We start from the raw sequence: 16,353 nt of genomic DNA, 5'->3' as shown, positions 1-16,353 counted from the left end.
GCCCTGCACCAGGAGCAGCAGCACGTCCGGATTGGCGGCACGCGCCTTGATCAGGTAGGCGGAGAAATCAGTCGTGCCGAGCGGTGTAAGCTCGTTGCCGGTCACGGTGCCGCCGAGCTTTTTCAGATTGTCGGTGCAGGCGCTATAAAGCGTGTGGCCGAAGGCGTAGTCCGGCGTGATGAAGTGCCACTTCTTGCCGTACTTGGTGAAGAGCAGATCGGAAACCGAGTTGGCCTCCATCCGGGTGGTGTTGCAGACGCGGAACACGTTCCATTTGCAATCCTTGCCGGTGATCGAATCGGTGTGACCGCCGGAAACAATGTGCAGGATTTTCTTTTCGGCGGTGACCTGGGCGATTGCCGCCGCGATACCCGAATTGACATCGCCGATCATGAAGTTGACCTGGTCCCGTTCGATCAGCTTGCGGGCCTTTTGCACGCCGGTGCCAACGTCATTGGCGGAATCCTCCACCAATAGCTCGACCTGACGTCCGAGCGTGCCGCCTTTGGCGTTGATCTGTTCGACCGCGAGCTTGGCGCCCATCACCTCGTTGCCGGCCGGTGCTGCGTAGACGCCGGTGAGGGGATCGACCATGCCGATCCGGATCGGCGTTTCGCCGCGTGCCTGAATGAGGAAGGGGGAAGCCACCTGAAAGGCACCCAGCGCTGCGGCACCCTTAATCAGCCCGCGCCGATCGAATTTGCCGGTAAGAATCTTCGATATCATGGATTTCCTCCGAGCGATCTTTGTTTCTGTTGTTGGACGTTTCGTCTCGTCTGATGCCTCGAAGCACCGGCCGCCAAAATTTGTCCCCTGTGATTTTGTCTCAGGCCGGCCATTGTATCTTGCAACCGGTGCCCTCCGCCGGACCCGCGGCCTTCTCTCCCGGCACGAGGGTGCGTACCGTGAACATGTTGTCGGGATCGCCTTGAGGCGGGTGCGCCTCGCCGACAAACACGCTGCTCATCAATTCGTGGTCTCCGGCCCGGAACGCCGGTGCGCCCGGTTGCAAGGCGATTTCCGGCGGCAGCTTGAATCCGGAAAGCGCACGCGACAGCTTCACGGCGTCAAGTGTTTTCTCCTGGTTGGCAATCACCGCCAGCGTCTGCACCGACGCGTAGCCGAACCAGTTGCGCGCGGTGGCAGAGAGGCCTGTGATCTTCTTCATCGCGGCATTGAATTCGGCGACATGCGGCACACCCGGCTGGTCCCACCACCATTCCATGGTCCACCATCCGACGCGCGCGCCGTCGGGCACGGCCCGGATGCTCTCAAGCTCGAACAGGGTGCCGCCGACTGCCATTTGCTCGTGCAGACCGAACTGGACGAATTGCTTGAGACTGGAGACCTGATCGCCGCCGCCCATGACATTGATCAGAACCTGTGGGCCGTAGGCCTTCGCCTGGATCAAATAGGCCGAATAATCCGGTGTGCCGAGCGGGACGAGGGACCCGGCGGAGGCGCCGCCCGCGGCCTTCAACAGCTTCTCAAAGCCGGCCTGGACCGAGTGTCCATACGCATAGTCCGGCGTCAGGAAGTACCATTTCTTGCCGAATTTCTCGATCAAGGTCGATGCGATGGCATTGGCGTCCATAGCGGTGGAATTGCAGACCCGGAACACGTTCCACGAGCAGTTGGCGCCGGTGATCGGATCGGTATGACCGCCGGACACGATATGGAGCACCTTCTTCTCGCTGGTGACCTGCGCTATCGCGATCGCAATGCCTGAATTCACGTCGCCGATGATGAAGCTCACCTGGTCGCGTTCGATCAGCTTCCGCGTCTTCTGCACCCCGGTGCCGACATCATTGGCGGAGTCCTCGATCAGAAGCTCGACCGGCCGGTCCAGAATTCCGCCCTTCTTGTTGATCTGCTCGGCGGCGAATTTTGCGCCTACTACTTCGCCCTGTGCGATCGCGGCATAAACGCCGGTCAACGGATCCACCATTCCGATCTTAACCGGGGTTTCGCCGCGGGCTTTGATGATGAAGGGTGATGAGAATTGCACCGCAGCAATCGCTGCGCTTGCTTTCAGAATAGTCCGCCGATCGACCGACCCGGATCGTTGCGAAGTACCCATGCTGTCCTCCCCAGCTGACGGTATGTTTTTGATCGCCGGCATTCTTCGATGCCTTTGTCGGCCGGAAGCCTAACCCTTCCGGCTCGTCTTTACCAATCATGAAGCCGGCAAAATCTTTCAACCTTAGGCCTAGAGGTGCGCTGCTAGCGCGGGCGCCTGTACCTGGATTAAATATGGCTCCGCCGCGTTATACCGACACCGTTCGTCAACGCGAATGATCGGGACCACCGTCGATGATCTACTGCAACGCAGCCACCGCCGGAACGACTGCACGCCACGTCAGCGGAATGCGCCCAATGTCTATTCAGGGTCATTAGCGCCGTTTTGAGCGTCGTTCGGTTACTACCGGTCTTTCCGGGGAAACAGACATCGCTCGATGCTGCCGCCATGTCTCAGAATGGGATGGACCGGCCGTGCTTCCGCCCCGAACCGCTCAGAGAATGGGCGGGGGGCTTAGAAGCACGAGGAGCACATCGCTATGTCCGATAAGAAAGCCGCTGCAGTCGCACGCGCCATTGGCATCGATACAGGCAAGAACACCCTGCGCTTGATCGGCCTCGACGACAAAGGGGCAATCGTTTTACGGGAGAAGGTTTCACGCGGTCAGATCACAGTCCGGCTTGCCAATGTCCCGCGCTGCCTGATCGGAATCGAAGCTGGTATGGCGACGCACTATGTGGCTTGCGAGCTAACTGCGCTCGGCCATGACGTAAAGCAGGTACCGCCGGCTTATGCCAAACCGTTCCGGCAGGGCCACAAGAACGATTTCCGAGATGCCTACGCAGTCGCCGAAGCCGTGCAGCGTCCTTCGACACGTTGTGTTCCAGTAAAAAGCCGATAATCAATTAGATCTCCAGGCGCTCCATCGCGTTCGGTCTCGCCTCATCAGCGATCGTACGGCTGTGAATCAACCAAATTCGTAGTGCCTGGTGGTCAGGGACAGCAGGGCGCACAAGGCCCTCAGGGTGCGCAAGGGTCAAAGGGCGATACTGGACCGGCCGGTGCCAACATTCGATCGGTACAAGCTGACGGCGCGGTCAGTTGTGAATCTAGCGAGATGTTGGTGTCGGTATTTTGCCCGAGCGGCGGGGCGCCAGACGGAGCGAATTGCGGCACAGCGCCGACAGTTGGGCTTTGTCTAAAGAAGCCATAGTCAACACCGATTGGAATCAACCCGCTGGCGTGCTTGATCCAATCGACGTGATGGATTCGGGGCCTCTAAGGACGAAAGAGGCCCCGCACCCGGGTAAGAGCGACGGGGCCGAAGTTACCTTAGACCATTATTGAACTAACTACCACGATCAGCGCTCGTTCCCCAAGTCGCCCAAAGTATGATGATAGGTCAGTAAACCTAACCCAATCTCGTCCGTAGATTTTTTGGACGGCGGAAGCAGCATTCCCACACGCCCAAATTAAAGAAGCTATTACTGTCGATGAACACGGTTGGTCATGCGTTGGATGTTGTAGTTCGAGGAGAGTCCAATGACCACGACGAATTTGCGCGATGGCTATTCTATCGATCGGCATCGCTGCGCCAGCTGTCGCGCGCGACGCTGACGTCATCACTCTCGAATACATCACGGTCCGACACATAGCCACGTCGGGTATCAGACTCCGCAATTTCCACAAAACATGGAGAGCTATGGTTTCAGAGGCCTCGATCATTCAAGAATCGGCGGAGAGGACCCTGACCTTCACCCGTCCGCCTACTGACCGTAGCGCAGACTTGACGGAGTAGGCCGAACTAAAAGTAACCAGCCGAGGCGATCTTACTTGTTCTTTCGCGCCTCGGCGATCTCCGCCAACTTGATCCAGTCGTCAGCGACCTTCAGCCACGCCGCTTTGTCCAACGGGTGCTTTATCTTCTCGCTATTTCGCGAACTTCTTTGGCTCGCTTGCGGCAACCGGTTGCGTCGTCCATCCCGCGACAGAACAACACGCGCGAGCGTTCGGCTCAACTGTTAAAACTAATGATCAGGGGAGATAGCATTGGTGTGGATATTATTTGGGCGTTCGTTTCTGTCGGAAATACCCAGCGGCCAAAAGTGATCCGATCGCGAACGCGCTGATTAGAGCAACGTGGCGGATTGCTTCCCGCGAGAACCCGAGATCGTAACGGACGATGTAGCTTACCGAAAAAGCCACGACGATCGTGAAGACGACGAATAATAACCTCGCGACTGCAGTGTCAGGGGACATAGGTGGCATCGCAACAATATGCCGGCTGACGGACCTTTTGCCAACCTCAAAGAGCTATAATCCATCGGCTACCGACCCGGATCCTTAAACGCAGGCACCTCTATTCGGCGTGTCTCCTGATAGCCCCGACGCAAGCATTCAAACGCTTGCGCTTTGTGCCATGACGACTTTAGATTTGTCTGGTATAAGACGCCGCTAATCGAGACAGCTCATTTCCGTTCTAATTCCCGCCATGAGAATCCTTTTGGGGGCGCAAACCGCGCCCTTCTTGACCCCAATCCTTGTTGACGTAGTGATCTTTTCAGCACAGCAAATCGGCTCTCCCGGACTTCCGCCTGGCGGCCAGTCACCGCAGGTTGACTAAAATTGCGGGAGATGACGCATCATAAAGCGGATCTTGCGCTGGCGCGCCGCAGAACCGCTATGATCTGGGGAATGGCTGTCCTCATCCCCCTGATGCTGGTCGCCCCCGGGCTCTGGAATGGCTATCCGCTGCTGCAGTCGGACACCGGTGGCTATCTGGCGCGGTGGTACGAAGGCTACCTCGTCCCCAGCCGCTCGACCGTGTTTGGCCTCTACCTCCATTACGGCGAACACACCTATTTCTGGCTCAATCTGGCGATCCAGGCGTTGGCCACGATGTGGATTTTGCAGCTCACGCTGCGGGTCTTGGGTCTTGCCGGACCGTGGCGGCTGTTCGGCCTGTGCCTGGTGCTGACCCTGACCACCGGGTTGCCATGGCTCGCCAGCATGCTGCTCACCGATATTTTTGCTGGCCTGTCGGTCTTGTCGCTGTTTATCCTCGTGCTTCACGGCAACAAGATTTCTCGAAGCGAAAAGGCCGCGCTGTTCGTCTTTACGGCGTTTGCGGCGGCAACCCACAGTGCGACGATGGCCGTGCTTTTGGGACTGTGCTGTATGGGATGGATCGCGCGCCCGTTCCTGCGCGGACGAATTAGAGCAGCATCGCTCGTGCAAGGCACGCTGACGATTGCGACCGGCGCCATGATGCTGGTGTCGGCCAATTTTGCCCTGTCCGGACAGGTGGCCTGGACGCCCGGCGGCTACGCGATTGCGTTTGCGCGCATGCTCCAGGACGGTATTGTGACCCGGTACCTGCACGACCATTGTCCTGAGCAGCATTTCAAGCTCTGCCCCTATCGCAACGAGTTGCCGGAAACCGCGGATGATTTTCTCTGGAGCCGCGAGACCGTGTTCAACAAGCTCGGTCGTTTTCCCGGCATGAGCGACGAGATGGGATACATCGCCGTTCATGCGCTCGCCGATTATCCGCTGTGGCAGGCCGAGGAAGCGCTACTGGCAACAGGCGAGCAGATGCTCAAGGTCGCCACCGGCGAAAACACCGACCATCCGACCTTGATGCATACCTACGGCATCTTTCGGGAATATCTGCCGCGCCAATTGAAACTAATGGACGCGGCGCGCGAGCAGAAGAGCCACCTCACCTTCGGCCCGGTCAATCTGGTTCACGTTCCCGTCGCGCTGATCTCCACGGCACTCGTGTTTGCCATGCTGATTGCCGCCCTCTTCCGGCGACGGACCGACGACGTGACGCTGTTGATGGCAACTGTGGTTCTAGCGCTGCTCGGCAATGCCGTCATATGCGGCGTGATATCAGGAGCGCACGACCGCTATGGCTCGCGTTTGGTATGGATTACAACCTGCACCCTGGTGATCGCGGCGATGAGGCGCTTTTCGGCACGATCGAAGCCTCCGACAACGCCGTAGTCTCGCGACGGGGAATGCCAACACACCCGATGTCGGCGACGAGGGATAGTATTGGACGGGACACTTTTTTAGAAGAGGTTCGAAGCGAATTTCGGTCACATGCCCACTGAGCTGCGAAACGGCGCCGAACATTGACCCCACAGAAGCAAAATGGATCAATCGCTTATGAGGCCGATCGACGCTCGGACCCACGCCGATTCACACTCTAGCGCCCATCGCGTGCTCGACGTCGCTTCGGACGCGCAGTCGATCGGCTGACATACCCTTGTCGTGCATCAACGATGACTTGCTGGAACAATTCGATCTGTCTCCTTGTGTGTCGTCGGGTCCGCCTCGAACGCTTGCTTCCCCTTTGCGGCCCATAGCGCTCGCGCCCGTTCTCCTTGATCGCTTTGGAGCTTGTCGACCATCCAGAGCAGCGCGCCGAGAATGATCGCGCGATCGTCGCCGGTTAGGTTGACGAGTCCGGCTTTCACGACAAGGCCGCCGAGTTCGATCAGGTGCCGCGTGCGCTTGCGGCGCTCGACCTGCCACGTGCGCATGTCATTTCGCGTCCTTGCGGCCCGATACCGGTTGCGCGCCGCCCGGTTGCGCCGGAGCGCCGTCCGTGTCGCGGTCAGTTGCCGGTGCATCCCGCCGCGACCGTCCCTGAAAGAACGCGGCGCCGCGCCTGGCCCATGCCTCCCTCTTTCCAGCATCATTGGTCTCAGTCAGCACGATCAGCGCGCCTGCCAATTCGTCGGCGTTGAGTGCGTCGGCTCCAGTGGCGATCACCAGTTCACCAAGCCCAAGCACCTTGCGGCTCTTGAGATCGCGCGCCTTGTCCTGAAGCGCTTTCAGTTCCCCGTCGAAATCCCGCAGCTTGCCATCACGTTCTCCAGCAATGTTGATGGGGGGATGATAGTTAAGCCTTGGGCATAATGCTGTAGGATCGCCGGGACGGTTTGAGACGGTGTAATCCGTCCCGAGATTTTTTCGAGGGAGGGTGCGCTTATACGTCGTTCCGACGGGCGCTCCGCCGTGCCACTGATCCGACCGCGATGGCGATCTATCATCTTCACGTCAAGGTCATTGGCCGCAAGTCTGGCTCTAGCGCGGTGGCATCAGCCGCCTACCGCGCGGCTGCGCGACGAGCGGCTTGATCGTAGCCACGATTTTTCCAGCAAGCGCGGCGTCGTCCATTCCGAGGTGATGCTGCCGGAGAACGCGCCCGCTGTGTGGAAGGACCGCGAACGGCTCTGGAACGAGGTCGAGGCGTTCGAAGTCCGAAAGGACGCCCAGCTTGCCCGCGAAGTGGAATTCGCCATTCCGCGCGAACTGACGCAGGCGCAAGGCATTGAACTCGCCCGCGACTTCGCTCGGGCCGAATTCGTGGATCGGGGCATGATCGCCGATCTCAACGTGCATTGGGATTTCGGTGAAGACGGCATGGCCAAACCCCACGCCCACGTCATGCTGACCATGCGCCAGGTCAGCGCAAATGGCGACGAGAACGGTTTTGGTCCGAAGGTCCGGGACTGGAACCGCACCGAGATGGTCGAGCGCTGGGCCGAACTCGCCAATGAACGCCTTTCCGAACTCGACATCGACGCGCGCATCGACCACCGCAGTCTTGAACGCCAAGGCATCGCACTGGAGCCCCAAAGTCAAATCGGCGCGCCCGCCAAACGTATCGAGGATCGCGGCATCGAAGGAACCGAGGAAGCGACCGAGGCTGACCGCGCCGGGATGCACCGCGAGATCGCGCGCGGCAATGGCGCGCGGATCATCGCGAATCCCGATCTGGGGCTGGACGCGATCACGCATCAGCAATCGACCTTCACGCAGCGCAACATGATCGGCCGATTGTGATCGGCTTCCCTTTTGTGCTGCTATCGGGCGAAGCAAAATTACGTCAAGCTTCTATTGGAAGATGTTGACGCAAACCAATCTGCACCATGACGCAAATGGACGCCAGAATTACCGAACTCTTGGCGCGGCTCACGGCGCTGGAACGCGAGCGTGCGGACATCTTAGCCGAGATCAACGCCCTGCGATCGGTGCGGAGTGAAGAGGCTGCAGCTATCAACGCGGTCCCTTCGGCAAAAGCAGGCGATCCCATTGACCGGAATTCGACAATCGAAAAGAAGATTGCTCTGTTTCGTCGGCTTTTCCGCGGCCGCTCAGATGTTTTTCCCGTCCGTTGGGAGAATCGCACGACGGGACGGAGCGGGTACGCACCTGCCTGTGCGAATGAATGGCGGCGTGAAGTTTGTGAAAAGCCAAAAGTTAAATGTTCGGCATGTCCAAATCAGGCATTCCAGGCAGTAGATGAAGTGTCGATCGAACGTCATCTGCGCGGGACCGACGCGAACGGTGCTCCAAATGGGCGGTGCGCTCAGTTATCACGACGGGTGAGCGGCATGATATGCGCGCATGGCAGGTCGAGCGCCGCAAGCGCGCTCATGCACCATGCCACGGGAGCGATAGGTTTCCACTTGCGCTCCATGGCGAAAGCCTTGGCCTGCCGGTCGCGGTCCCAGCGCTCGAGGTGCCTGTGACGGTCGAGCGCGGCGCGAGAAACTTCGCCAGCGGGGATCGCATCATGTTCCTGCAAAACGAACGCGGCCTTGGCGTCAAGAACGGCACGCTCGGGACCATCGACCAGGTCAGCGCGCAATCCATATCCGTGCGCACCGACGATGGCCGATCCGCTCGCTTCGACTTCAAGGACTATAACCGGATCGACCACGGCTATGCGGCAACCATCCACAAGGCGCAGGGCATGACGGTGGACCGCACCCATGTGCTGGCGACACCGGGGATGGATGCCCGTTCCAGCTATGTGGCCCTGTCACGACACCGCGATGGCTTGGAGCTGCATTATGGCCGCGTCGATTTTGCCAATCCGGACCGGCTCACCCGTACCCTGTCGCGCGACCGGGCCAAGGACATGGCCTCGGACTACGAGCAGCGCGATCCTGCGCAAGGCTATGCCGAGCGGCGCGGGATCACCTTCCGCGAGCGCGTCGTTGAGATCGTGCGCAAGGTCGTCCCGGAAAAGCTGCGCGACCGGATCGATGGCTTACTCGAAGGATTGCGCTCGCCCGGAGACGACGCGCCCAGCAAGAACGCAGCGCAGCCGCCGGAAAGAGGAAATGCGGTCGTAAACGCCGCGAGGCGCGAAACCGAGGCGCCGGAAAAAAAGGTGACGGCAGACCCGGAAGCGGAAGCACGTCGCGTGCATACCCGAGCGCTCGTGCGCCATGCCCGAGCCGTGGACGCGATCTTCGATATGCACGAGTTGGGCTTCGAGGCAAGTCCCGAGCAGGTGAAGGAATTGCAGGAAGCCCGCAAGGTCTTCGAGGCGGTGCGCCCCTATGGCTCGCACGATGCCGAAGCCGCCTACAAGAAGAACCCGGATCTTGCCCGCGAGGCGGCTGGCGGCCGGCTCAACCGCGCCATCCGCGCGCAACAGCTTGAGACCGAACTGCGCATCAATCCGGGCCGTCGCGCCGACCGCTTCGTGGAGGAGTGGCAGAAGCTCGACCAGGCCAGTCTGCGCCGGTATCCGGCGGGCGACATCTCCGGCTACAGGTCAGCGCGCTCGGCGATGGGCGACATGGCGAGAGGCCTCGAACGCGATCCGCAACTGGAATCGCTCCTCGCCAACCGCAAGCGGGGGCTCGGAATCGCCTTCGAATCAGGCCGGCGGCTCGGGCACGAATTGGCCTTCACCCTTGGCATCGATCTCGGCAGAGGCAGGGGCATCGGGCTCTAATTTGATTCATATCATTGTCCCCAAACCGCTGCGCACCTGGTGAGATGCATCGGCCGCCGACTACAAGAGTTGCCTCCGATTGTACGCCACGCTCCGACGGCAAGGAAAATGCTCTTGCGCGCACACAACCGCTTGCTCTGGATCAGAAGCAGTCAGCAGGAAGCAGCCTTTCCATGCCCGAACCAGATCGGATCATTCGACTCAAAACCGTCATTGCCCGGACCGAGCTGTCCCGGTCGACCATCTACCGCAAGATCAACGAGGGGACATTCCCGGCTCAGATCAAGATCAGCGTCAACGGGAGCGGCTGGCATGAGTCCGACATCAACCGCTGGGTCGCCGATCCCGCCGCATGGCGTCCGAAACGCAAGTTCGATGAAGTAGTGTGAGGTGAGTGGTTGCCTACCTTCCAAACCGCCCAGCGGTATTTCCTTTTGCTGCTGATAGCAGTGAACCGGACCGGCCTCAGGCCGTAAATCGGGATAGGGGGGCATCTCGCGATGCCGCCCCTCCCACACCACCGGGCATACGGGTCCGTACCACGGCGGTTCGGCGGATTAAGCGTCCACCAGCTTTTCCATGGGAAGCAAACCCAGACGTTTGAAGCGCGCGTTGGTGAAGGCGCGGTGCATTGCGTTCGTGAAGCTCATTCGCCACGGTCCCTTTGGGCTGAAGACGGCCTCGCTGGCCGCTGGCCCGGGTACTCCAAGGCGCCGGAGTTCATGATATCGCCTGCCACGCGTCTTCCACTGGACCCAGACAACGCAACGAATGCGCCGCCGAATCCAGCTATCGAGGGATTGCAACTCACGCCACTGGCTGAAGCCGAAGTAGCCAGCCCATCCCCGCAGGTATGAGACCAGCTCGCGGATCATCCGCTCCAGGGTGATGCCCCGATGTCGCCGCGTTAGCTCACGCACCCGGTGCTTGAACCGGATGATGGCCTTGTCAGCGATGCATCGCCGGAACTCCGGTTCGTTCCTCACCGTAAAGCTGAGGAACGTCAGGTGCCATGGTCGGGCAACGGCACTCTTCTCCGCGTTGATCTGAAGCTTGAGGCGCCGTTCGATGAAGCGGGTCAGGCTCTCCATGACCCGCCGGCCGGCCTTTTCGCTGCGCACGTAGATGTTACAGTCATCCGCGTAACGCACGAACCGGTGGCCGCGACGCTTAAGCTCGCAATCCAATTCATCCAGCACGAGATTCGAGAGCAACGGAGAGAGCGGACCGCCTTGCGGGATCCCCTCCCGGCTATCCTCAAACAACCCGTTGTCGAGCACACCGGCCGTCAGGTAATTCCGGATGAGCCGGAGCAACCGCCGGTCCGTGACGCGCGCCGCCACCGCGGCCATCAGCCGGTCGTGATTGACCCGGTCGAAGAATTTGGCCAGGTCAATATCCACGACGAACCGATAGCCTTCGATGATGTAGGCTTGCGCCTGCGCCACCGCTTGGTGAGCGGAGCGGCCCGGCCGGAAGCCGTAGCTATGCTCGCTGAATGTTGGGTCCCACAGCGGCTGAAGCCGCAGCAGGATTGCCTGCTGGATCACACGATCAATGACGGTTGGAATGCCGAGATTGCGCGTCCCGCCGTCCGGCTTCGGGATTCTCACCCGACGCACCGGTTGCGGCTGGTAGCGCCCCTGCAGTAGTTGATCTTCGATCTCCGGCCAGCGCGCTTTGAGAATGTCCGGCAGTTGTTTGACGGTGATACCATCAATGCCGGGCGCTCCCTTGTTGCGCACCACCGCATCCAACGCCGCTTCTATATTGTCTGGGTCACAGATCGCCTCCATAAGATGCTCTGTGGATGCCGGGCTTTTGGGTTCGGCCGTCGCCTCGATCGTTTCGACCTCTTGCGCGTCCCGACGCGGGGCTTCACCCCGCGCGGGCATCGGCAAGTCCAACTCGAGTTGGTATGGCGGTCGCAATCCGGTCATGAGACGTCCGATCTACTTGCCCTTTCCTTCAACCCCTCATCGGGGACCGTTCGGGCCTTCAGCCGGCGAGCCGACCTAATACGCCCTCTGCTGACTTCTGCATCGCGGTCAGAACGCCTTGCGGCATCCTCAGTCCCGAAGGACACGATGCAGATCTCTCGGAGTAAGTCCGACAGCCTTCATCGCACACCCGCCGGATTTACAACTCTGGCCATTGATGGAGATGGACTTCGCGAATGCCTGCCCGCTCGTCCGACCAGTGCTGCCTCGTATCCGATTTCTGTTCGTCGGGTCGCGACTTTGCTCCACGCTTCCTTCAGACGGTCCCTCGCGGTTCCGCCCTTGCGCTTCGCTAGTGCTTCACCTCCATCAGGTTACACAGGGGACTTTCACCCCCAAGCTGTCGGACATGTCCGACACACAGGCTGGCGCTGTCGCGCCCCCGGCTTCGCGGCTTCGGCCTTGACGGCCTGACGCCGCCCCGGTTTGGGCTCTCCAAGCAGACAAAGACGGATTGGGGGCGCACAGCGCTCCCAATCCGGACTGCGATGCCTGCACCAACCATATGCTAGGCAACGGTCTGCAAACAACGCCCGCACCGTAGACCGCAAGGCTCTGGAAAGCCGCGTGCTTACTGGGCTGCGCGAGCGCATGATCACGCCGGAGATCGAGGCCGACTATACGCAGGGAACCAATCGGCTCAACCGCCAGCGCCGAAGCCATTGGAATCCACCCGCCACGAGCTTGCCGAAGATGGGGAAGACCGCGCGCGTCATCGGGCATGCGGTTGGCATGACGCCGGCTGACCGAGCTGAGGTCAAACAGACAGTCTCACCGCCCGCTGATGGGACGCCATAGCGTAGCAGAGCGCAGCCTTGGGCTGTTCATTTACGCCAAGACGCGTGACACAATTCGTACCATGGCTCACCCTCGCAAATCCCATGTTTCGACGACCAATGCAGTGCCGAGTGTGGACAACGATAACAGCACCGGAGTTGATCCGATCGGCCCTTCAGCCCCCGGCTTTACGAAAGTAGCGTACGCGGTCGACGAGACACTTGAGTTGCTAAGTATTGGCCGCACTGCGCTGTACGCAGCGGTCAAACGAGGTGACCTCAAACGCGTCAAGTTCGGAAAGAAGACGTTGTTTTACGGGCGACCTTGCCGCGTTTATGGCACGGCTTCGGCACCTGAGTGAACCGGATGAGAGCTAGGTCGATCACGGGCATCGCTAGATAGTAGCGCCGAAACGCACGATTGACCTAAAGCTCGCCGTGACACCGACGTCGAGTAGCCTGTGCCGGACCAACTTCAAAAATTGCTTTCCCGACTGATAGCGACATAGCTACCTTCGAAGTTCGATCGGACGCGATGGACGACCAGAGCGCCGCTGGCGGCTGCGCGTAGGGCCGGCAGACCGATCTTCTTCCGTTGGCAACTTTGTTGGTATCTTTGTTGGTACTCGTTGAATCAACATTTTGATAAGCCCAAGAAATACCTCAAGAAAAGCAGCTTCATATGGCGGCTGCCGGGCCCACCAGCCTTCGCTGGCTTTCAGCGAGCTATGGCTTGGCGAGCCACTTCCAAAGCAAAGCGTGCGAAGGTCGCCGCCGGACCGTCGAGATCCGAAAGGTCGACGCCGTCCGGCTCGCTCTACGGTCCGGAGCTACTCTGGAAAGAGTTCGGACAGCAACGGCTCGATGCCGGCGCAAGGACCCGAGCGTGAGGTCGAGGTCGAGGCGCTCGCCGTATTCAGGATCACACGGCTCGCGAAGCCTGCCCGGCCGGCACCGTCGATGCGCGCCCGCCGTCGAAAACGTCGTGCACGAGCCCGAGTTTCTCTAGCCCCCGAATGATCAGGCCATTGATGTCGATTTCGTACCAGGCGTGCGAAATATAGGCGTCGCGCGGAAACCGGTGATGGTTGTTGTGCAGCCCTTCACCGAGGGTGATGATCGAGATCACCAGCTCGTTGGTCGTGCCGTCATCGAGTTCGAAGCGGCGGTAACCGTAGCGGCCGTCGCTATGGCAGAACGAGTTGACCAGCGAGGTGGCGAGCACCATGAGGTAGGCGCGCAACAGCCCGGAGAACAGCACGCAGCCCATCATGGTGTGGAACCCGCCGACCGCGTAGCCGATGGCGCCCGGAATGAAAACCGCCGACAGGGCGTACCAGACCCAGCGCGTTCTCACGAAGAACATCGTGATCGGGTCGGCCACAATATCCTTGGCATAGTATTCGCCGTCGGTCGCGACATCGTCGAACACCCAGCTGCCTTGCGCATGCAACATGCCCTTGACGAAGCTGAGATAGCGGTTGCCGTGGCCGTCATAGAAAGGGCTGTGCACGTCGCCGGGCTTGTCGGCGTAAAGGTGGTGCCGGCGATGATTGGAGACCCATTTGAGCACCGAGCCCTGCACCGACATCGTGGCGATCGCGGCGAAGAACGCCCGCATCGCCGGACCGCAGCGAAAGCTCCGGTGCACGAACAGGCGATGCATGCCCGCGCCCATCCCGAACATGGTCAGCCAGAACATGCCGGCGAAGACCGCGATCTCCACCCAGCCGATGCCTTGCATGATGGTCCAGAGCACCGCGGCGATCGAACCGGCGTAAAGAATGCCGAACACGGCATAGGATTCGCGAAGCTTGGCCTCGACCACCGGACCACCGGCGATCACGCCCGGCGGCAGTCTTCCGTCACTTTGCTCCGGCTCCACGCTCCGAACTGCGGTCATTTCAGCTGATCCATTCACGGAAAATTAACGCTACTGCGGCGGACCGTACCGATGCAGGCCATTTCCATCAAGGGTTGATCGGCCGCCAGAGCGCGGAACCGGGACCTGAAAAGACGCGATCACATTGAGGATGAAAGCTTTTTTCGCCTCGTTAACCCTGCGTAAATTTCGCTGGCGGCCGTTGCCGGTTGGTCCGGCATCTGCGAGATGCAAGCTGGCGATGACGATGGTGGGTTCGATGGGGTGCGCGAAGCCAGGCAAGCCATTTTTTGCTCACTTCCTCTGCTCACTTCGCGGCCGCAGCGGCCCGGACCCCCTGCATCCCCAATGTTTCAATCATGCGACGGACGAGGCCGGAGGCTTTCGCGTCCTCGATGAACTCGTTGATATACGCAAGCCGCCCATCATGTCCTTTGGGGACGGCCATCGCGGAGTAGATGTCGGCAAAACCATCGTTCAAAACGCGCGAGCCCGGAAGTGCTGCGGATTGGGCGATCAGACTGGGGCGGTTCAATGCCACGGCGTTGACGGCTCCGGTCCGCAGCAGTTCAACCGCAGCGGCGATACTGTCCGTCCGGACCAACTGGGCTTGCTTGAGCGCACGGGTCAAATACAGATCCGACGTATCGCCACGCGCGACCGCGATACGAATCCCCTGGTGATCCGCATCCCCCGCGTTTTGGATCGTGGACCCGGCGGCCACCAGATAGGTGAGATCGGTTTGCATGAATGGATGCGAGAAATCCACCTGCTCCGCACGCACCGGGTCGACAATCAGGATGGAGACATCCCAGGCGCCGGCACGCAGGCCGTCAATCACCGCGCCGGGTCTTGGATATTCGACGGATACGAATTGGATTCCCATCCGGGCAGCGAGCGCGCGCCCCAATTCCAGTGCCGGTCCCTTGACCTCGCCCGTCGCCGGATCTCTCGTCGCTGTCGTCAAACTCCCAATACCGAGCCCGACGCGCAGCGCGCCGGATTGCACGAGATCTGCGACGCGAGGATCCGGCTGCTGTTGCGCGAGTGATGTTCCACTCGCCCCAAAGGCAACCGCCAGTGCGGTGACCAAGGCAATTCTCATCATCCAGACGTCCTTCGCTGGCAGGACAGCTTAAGGTTCGACTAGGTACAGGCGCCAGCGCCTTGGCATGCCCTTGGACTCCGATGCGAAGGAATTTTGGCATGCAAGAAACTTGCGCATGAACGAGCGGCCAATCGAAAGACCGCTTGGGCCTGGTTTGGCCTGCCTGGGCCAAAGCGTGGTCACCCACTTCCGCATTGGCAACAGTCCGCCCCTTAAGCGCAACGTCCGGTGAGCCGGCTACGGACCTTAAATCGATCACGCGCGTTAAGGCCTCCAGGACCGGGGCGTCGACGAACGCGGAGCTTTGGTTATGAGCGCTATTCCTCTTCACCTTCAAAGAAAATTCGAGCAGCGGTGGGCCGCCAGGTTTGTGGCGCGGGCCGCATCGGCCGTGCCCAAAAGCGACCGGCTGAAAAGTTCCCTCGAGCCCTCGCCGCGCCCCATAAGCGTGAAAGAAAAACCCGCCGAGTTGAGCCAGCAGCTCCAACAAGCCTCGGCAGCCCAATGTGGAGTTTGGAAATGAAGGATATCCTCGGACTAAGTCTCGTTTTGCTGCTTCTTGGGGTCGGCATATGGGCGAATGCCGCCGGCGGCGGATCACTCTCCCAAAACAAAGGCGCGTGGGTGTCGTACGCCTTGCGATAACGGCTCCGGCGCACCGACAATAAAGAAAGCCTTAAGAGTCTGTCCGGAGTGATCATGCTGGATTGCATAGTTTTCTCAGCATGAGCCTGATTGAGGCGAGGCGCAGAAATGCGAGCGCCTTGCGATTGAGATTCTCCCAATCTTTGGCGAGACG

12 protein-coding genes and 3 pseudogenes are annotated in these 16,353 nt (G+C 60.2%); 7 read left to right on the top strand and 8 right to left on the bottom strand.

From position 1 onward, the window contains the following. Both ABSE61_RS32830 and ABSE61_RS32825 read right to left on the bottom strand, forming a co-directional pair. The coding region (locus ABSE61_RS32830; RefSeq protein ID WP_423875327.1) for an ABC transporter substrate-binding protein at positions 1-726 on the bottom strand (726 nt) is incomplete at its 3' end. A gap of 100 nt (positions 727-826) precedes the next feature. Beyond that, positions 827-2,080 carry an ABC transporter substrate-binding protein gene (locus ABSE61_RS32825; protein ID WP_423875326.1) on the bottom strand — a complete coding sequence of 418 codons (1,254 nt, stop codon included), beginning with the start codon at positions 2,078-2,080 and terminating at the stop codon, positions 827-829. A gap of 478 nt (positions 2,081-2,558) precedes the next feature. On the opposite strand from ABSE61_RS32825, the gene ABSE61_RS32820 reads away from it, so the two are divergent. Together ABSE61_RS32820 and ABSE61_RS32815 are read left to right on the top strand one after the other, a co-directional pair. Further along, entirely contained in the window at positions 2,559-2,921 is a 363-nt protein-coding gene (locus ABSE61_RS32820) for an IS110 family transposase (RefSeq protein ID WP_423875325.1), read from the top strand. Positions 2,922-4,702: 1,781 nt separating this feature from the next. Continuing rightward, positions 4,703-6,028, top strand: a complete 1,326-nt coding sequence (locus tag ABSE61_RS32815; protein WP_423875330.1) for a hypothetical protein — start codon at positions 4,703-4,705, stop codon at positions 6,026-6,028. Positions 6,029-6,303: 275 nt separating this feature from the next. Here the strand turns inward: ABSE61_RS32815 and ABSE61_RS32810 are convergent, their stop codons facing one another. After that, a complete protein-coding gene (locus tag ABSE61_RS32810) occupies positions 6,304-6,570 on the bottom strand; it encodes a conjugal transfer protein TraD (protein WP_423875323.1) in 267 nt (88 codons plus the stop codon). A gap of 1 nt (position 6,571) precedes the next feature. Continuing rightward, positions 6,572-6,913, bottom strand: a complete 342-nt coding sequence (locus tag ABSE61_RS32805) for a conjugal transfer protein TraD (protein ID WP_423875329.1) — start codon at positions 6,911-6,913, stop codon at positions 6,572-6,574. 155 nt (positions 6,914-7,068) lie between these two features. On the opposite strand from ABSE61_RS32805, the pseudogene mobQ reads away from it, so the two are divergent. The 4 genes and pseudogenes from mobQ to ABSE61_RS32785 form a co-directional block, all read left to right on the top strand. Beyond that, a pseudogene (mobQ, locus tag ABSE61_RS32800) lies at positions 7,069-7,864 on the top strand (MobQ family relaxase); the annotation flags it as partial. A gap of 101 nt (positions 7,865-7,965) precedes the next feature. Beyond that, complete coding sequence (locus tag ABSE61_RS32795) at positions 7,966-8,568, top strand: TOTE conflict system archaeo-eukaryotic primase domain-containing protein (protein ID WP_423875321.1); 603 nt, start codon at positions 7,966-7,968, stop codon at positions 8,566-8,568. Next, positions 8,556-9,788 (top strand): annotated as a pseudogene (locus tag ABSE61_RS32790) (Ti-type conjugative transfer relaxase TraA); the annotation flags it as partial. The gene ABSE61_RS32795 and the pseudogene ABSE61_RS32790, both read left to right, overlap by 13 nt. 173 nt (positions 9,789-9,961) lie before the next feature. After that, positions 9,962-10,177: a helix-turn-helix transcriptional regulator gene (locus ABSE61_RS32785; RefSeq protein ID WP_423875319.1), complete on the top strand. Its 216-nt coding sequence runs from the start codon at positions 9,962-9,964 to the stop codon at positions 10,175-10,177. 168 nt (positions 10,178-10,345) lie between these two features. On the opposite strand, the gene ltrA is transcribed toward ABSE61_RS32785, so the two are convergent. Next, a complete protein-coding gene (gene ltrA / locus ABSE61_RS32780) occupies positions 10,346-11,683 on the bottom strand; it encodes a group II intron reverse transcriptase/maturase (RefSeq protein ID WP_423875328.1) in 1,338 nt (445 codons plus the stop codon). A gap of 672 nt (positions 11,684-12,355) precedes the next feature. Here ltrA and ABSE61_RS32775 point away from each other — a divergent pair. Beyond that, positions 12,356-12,586, top strand: a complete 231-nt coding sequence (locus ABSE61_RS32775; RefSeq protein WP_423875318.1) for a hypothetical protein — start codon at positions 12,356-12,358, stop codon at positions 12,584-12,586. Between the two features lie 900 nt (positions 12,587-13,486). On the opposite strand, the gene ABSE61_RS32770 is transcribed toward ABSE61_RS32775, so the two are convergent. The 3 genes and pseudogenes from ABSE61_RS32770 to ABSE61_RS32760 form a co-directional block, all read right to left on the bottom strand. Further along, on the bottom strand, positions 13,487-14,467 hold the full coding sequence (locus ABSE61_RS32770; protein ID WP_423875317.1) for an acyl-CoA desaturase: 981 nt from the start codon (positions 14,465-14,467) through the stop codon (positions 13,487-13,489). Positions 14,468-14,753: 286 nt separating this feature from the next. Further along, positions 14,754-15,554, bottom strand: a complete 801-nt coding sequence (locus ABSE61_RS32765; protein ID WP_423875316.1) for a transporter substrate-binding domain-containing protein — start codon at positions 15,552-15,554, stop codon at positions 14,754-14,756. Between the two features lie 697 nt (positions 15,555-16,251). Continuing rightward, positions 16,252-16,353, bottom strand: a pseudogene (locus ABSE61_RS32760) (IS5/IS1182 family transposase); the annotation flags it as partial.

This window comes from Bradyrhizobium sp., assembly GCF_049519115.1.
Lineage (GTDB): Bacteria > Pseudomonadota > Alphaproteobacteria > Rhizobiales > Xanthobacteraceae > Bradyrhizobium.
The sequence above is the reverse complement of the archived record's forward strand: the minus strand, read 5'-3'. Positions and strand labels throughout refer to the sequence as shown.

Coding starts and splice junctions, on each gene's coding strand:
- ABSE61_RS32765 (WP_423875316.1), bottom strand. CDS start 15,554: ATGATGAGAATTGCCTTGGTCACCGCACTGGCGGTTGCCTTTGGGGCG.
- ltrA (WP_423875328.1), bottom strand. CDS start 11,683: ATGCCCGCGCGGGGTGAAGCCCCGCGTCGGGACGCGCAAGAGGTCGAA.
- ABSE61_RS32785 (WP_423875319.1), top strand. CDS start 9,962: ATGCCCGAACCAGATCGGATCATTCGACTCAAAACCGTCATTGCCCGG.
- ABSE61_RS32815 (WP_423875330.1), top strand. CDS start 4,703: ATGATCTGGGGAATGGCTGTCCTCATCCCCCTGATGCTGGTCGCCCCC.
- ABSE61_RS32810 (WP_423875323.1), bottom strand. CDS start 6,570: ATGCGCACGTGGCAGGTCGAGCGCCGCAAGCGCACGCGGCACCTGATC.
- ABSE61_RS32820 (WP_423875325.1), top strand. CDS start 2,559: ATGTCCGATAAGAAAGCCGCTGCAGTCGCACGCGCCATTGGCATCGAT.
- ABSE61_RS32770 (WP_423875317.1), bottom strand. CDS start 14,467: ATGACCGCAGTTCGGAGCGTGGAGCCGGAGCAAAGTGACGGAAGACTG.
- ABSE61_RS32795 (WP_423875321.1), top strand. CDS start 7,966: ATGACGCAAATGGACGCCAGAATTACCGAACTCTTGGCGCGGCTCACG.
- ABSE61_RS32825 (WP_423875326.1), bottom strand. CDS start 2,080: ATGGGTACTTCGCAACGATCCGGGTCGGTCGATCGGCGGACTATTCTG.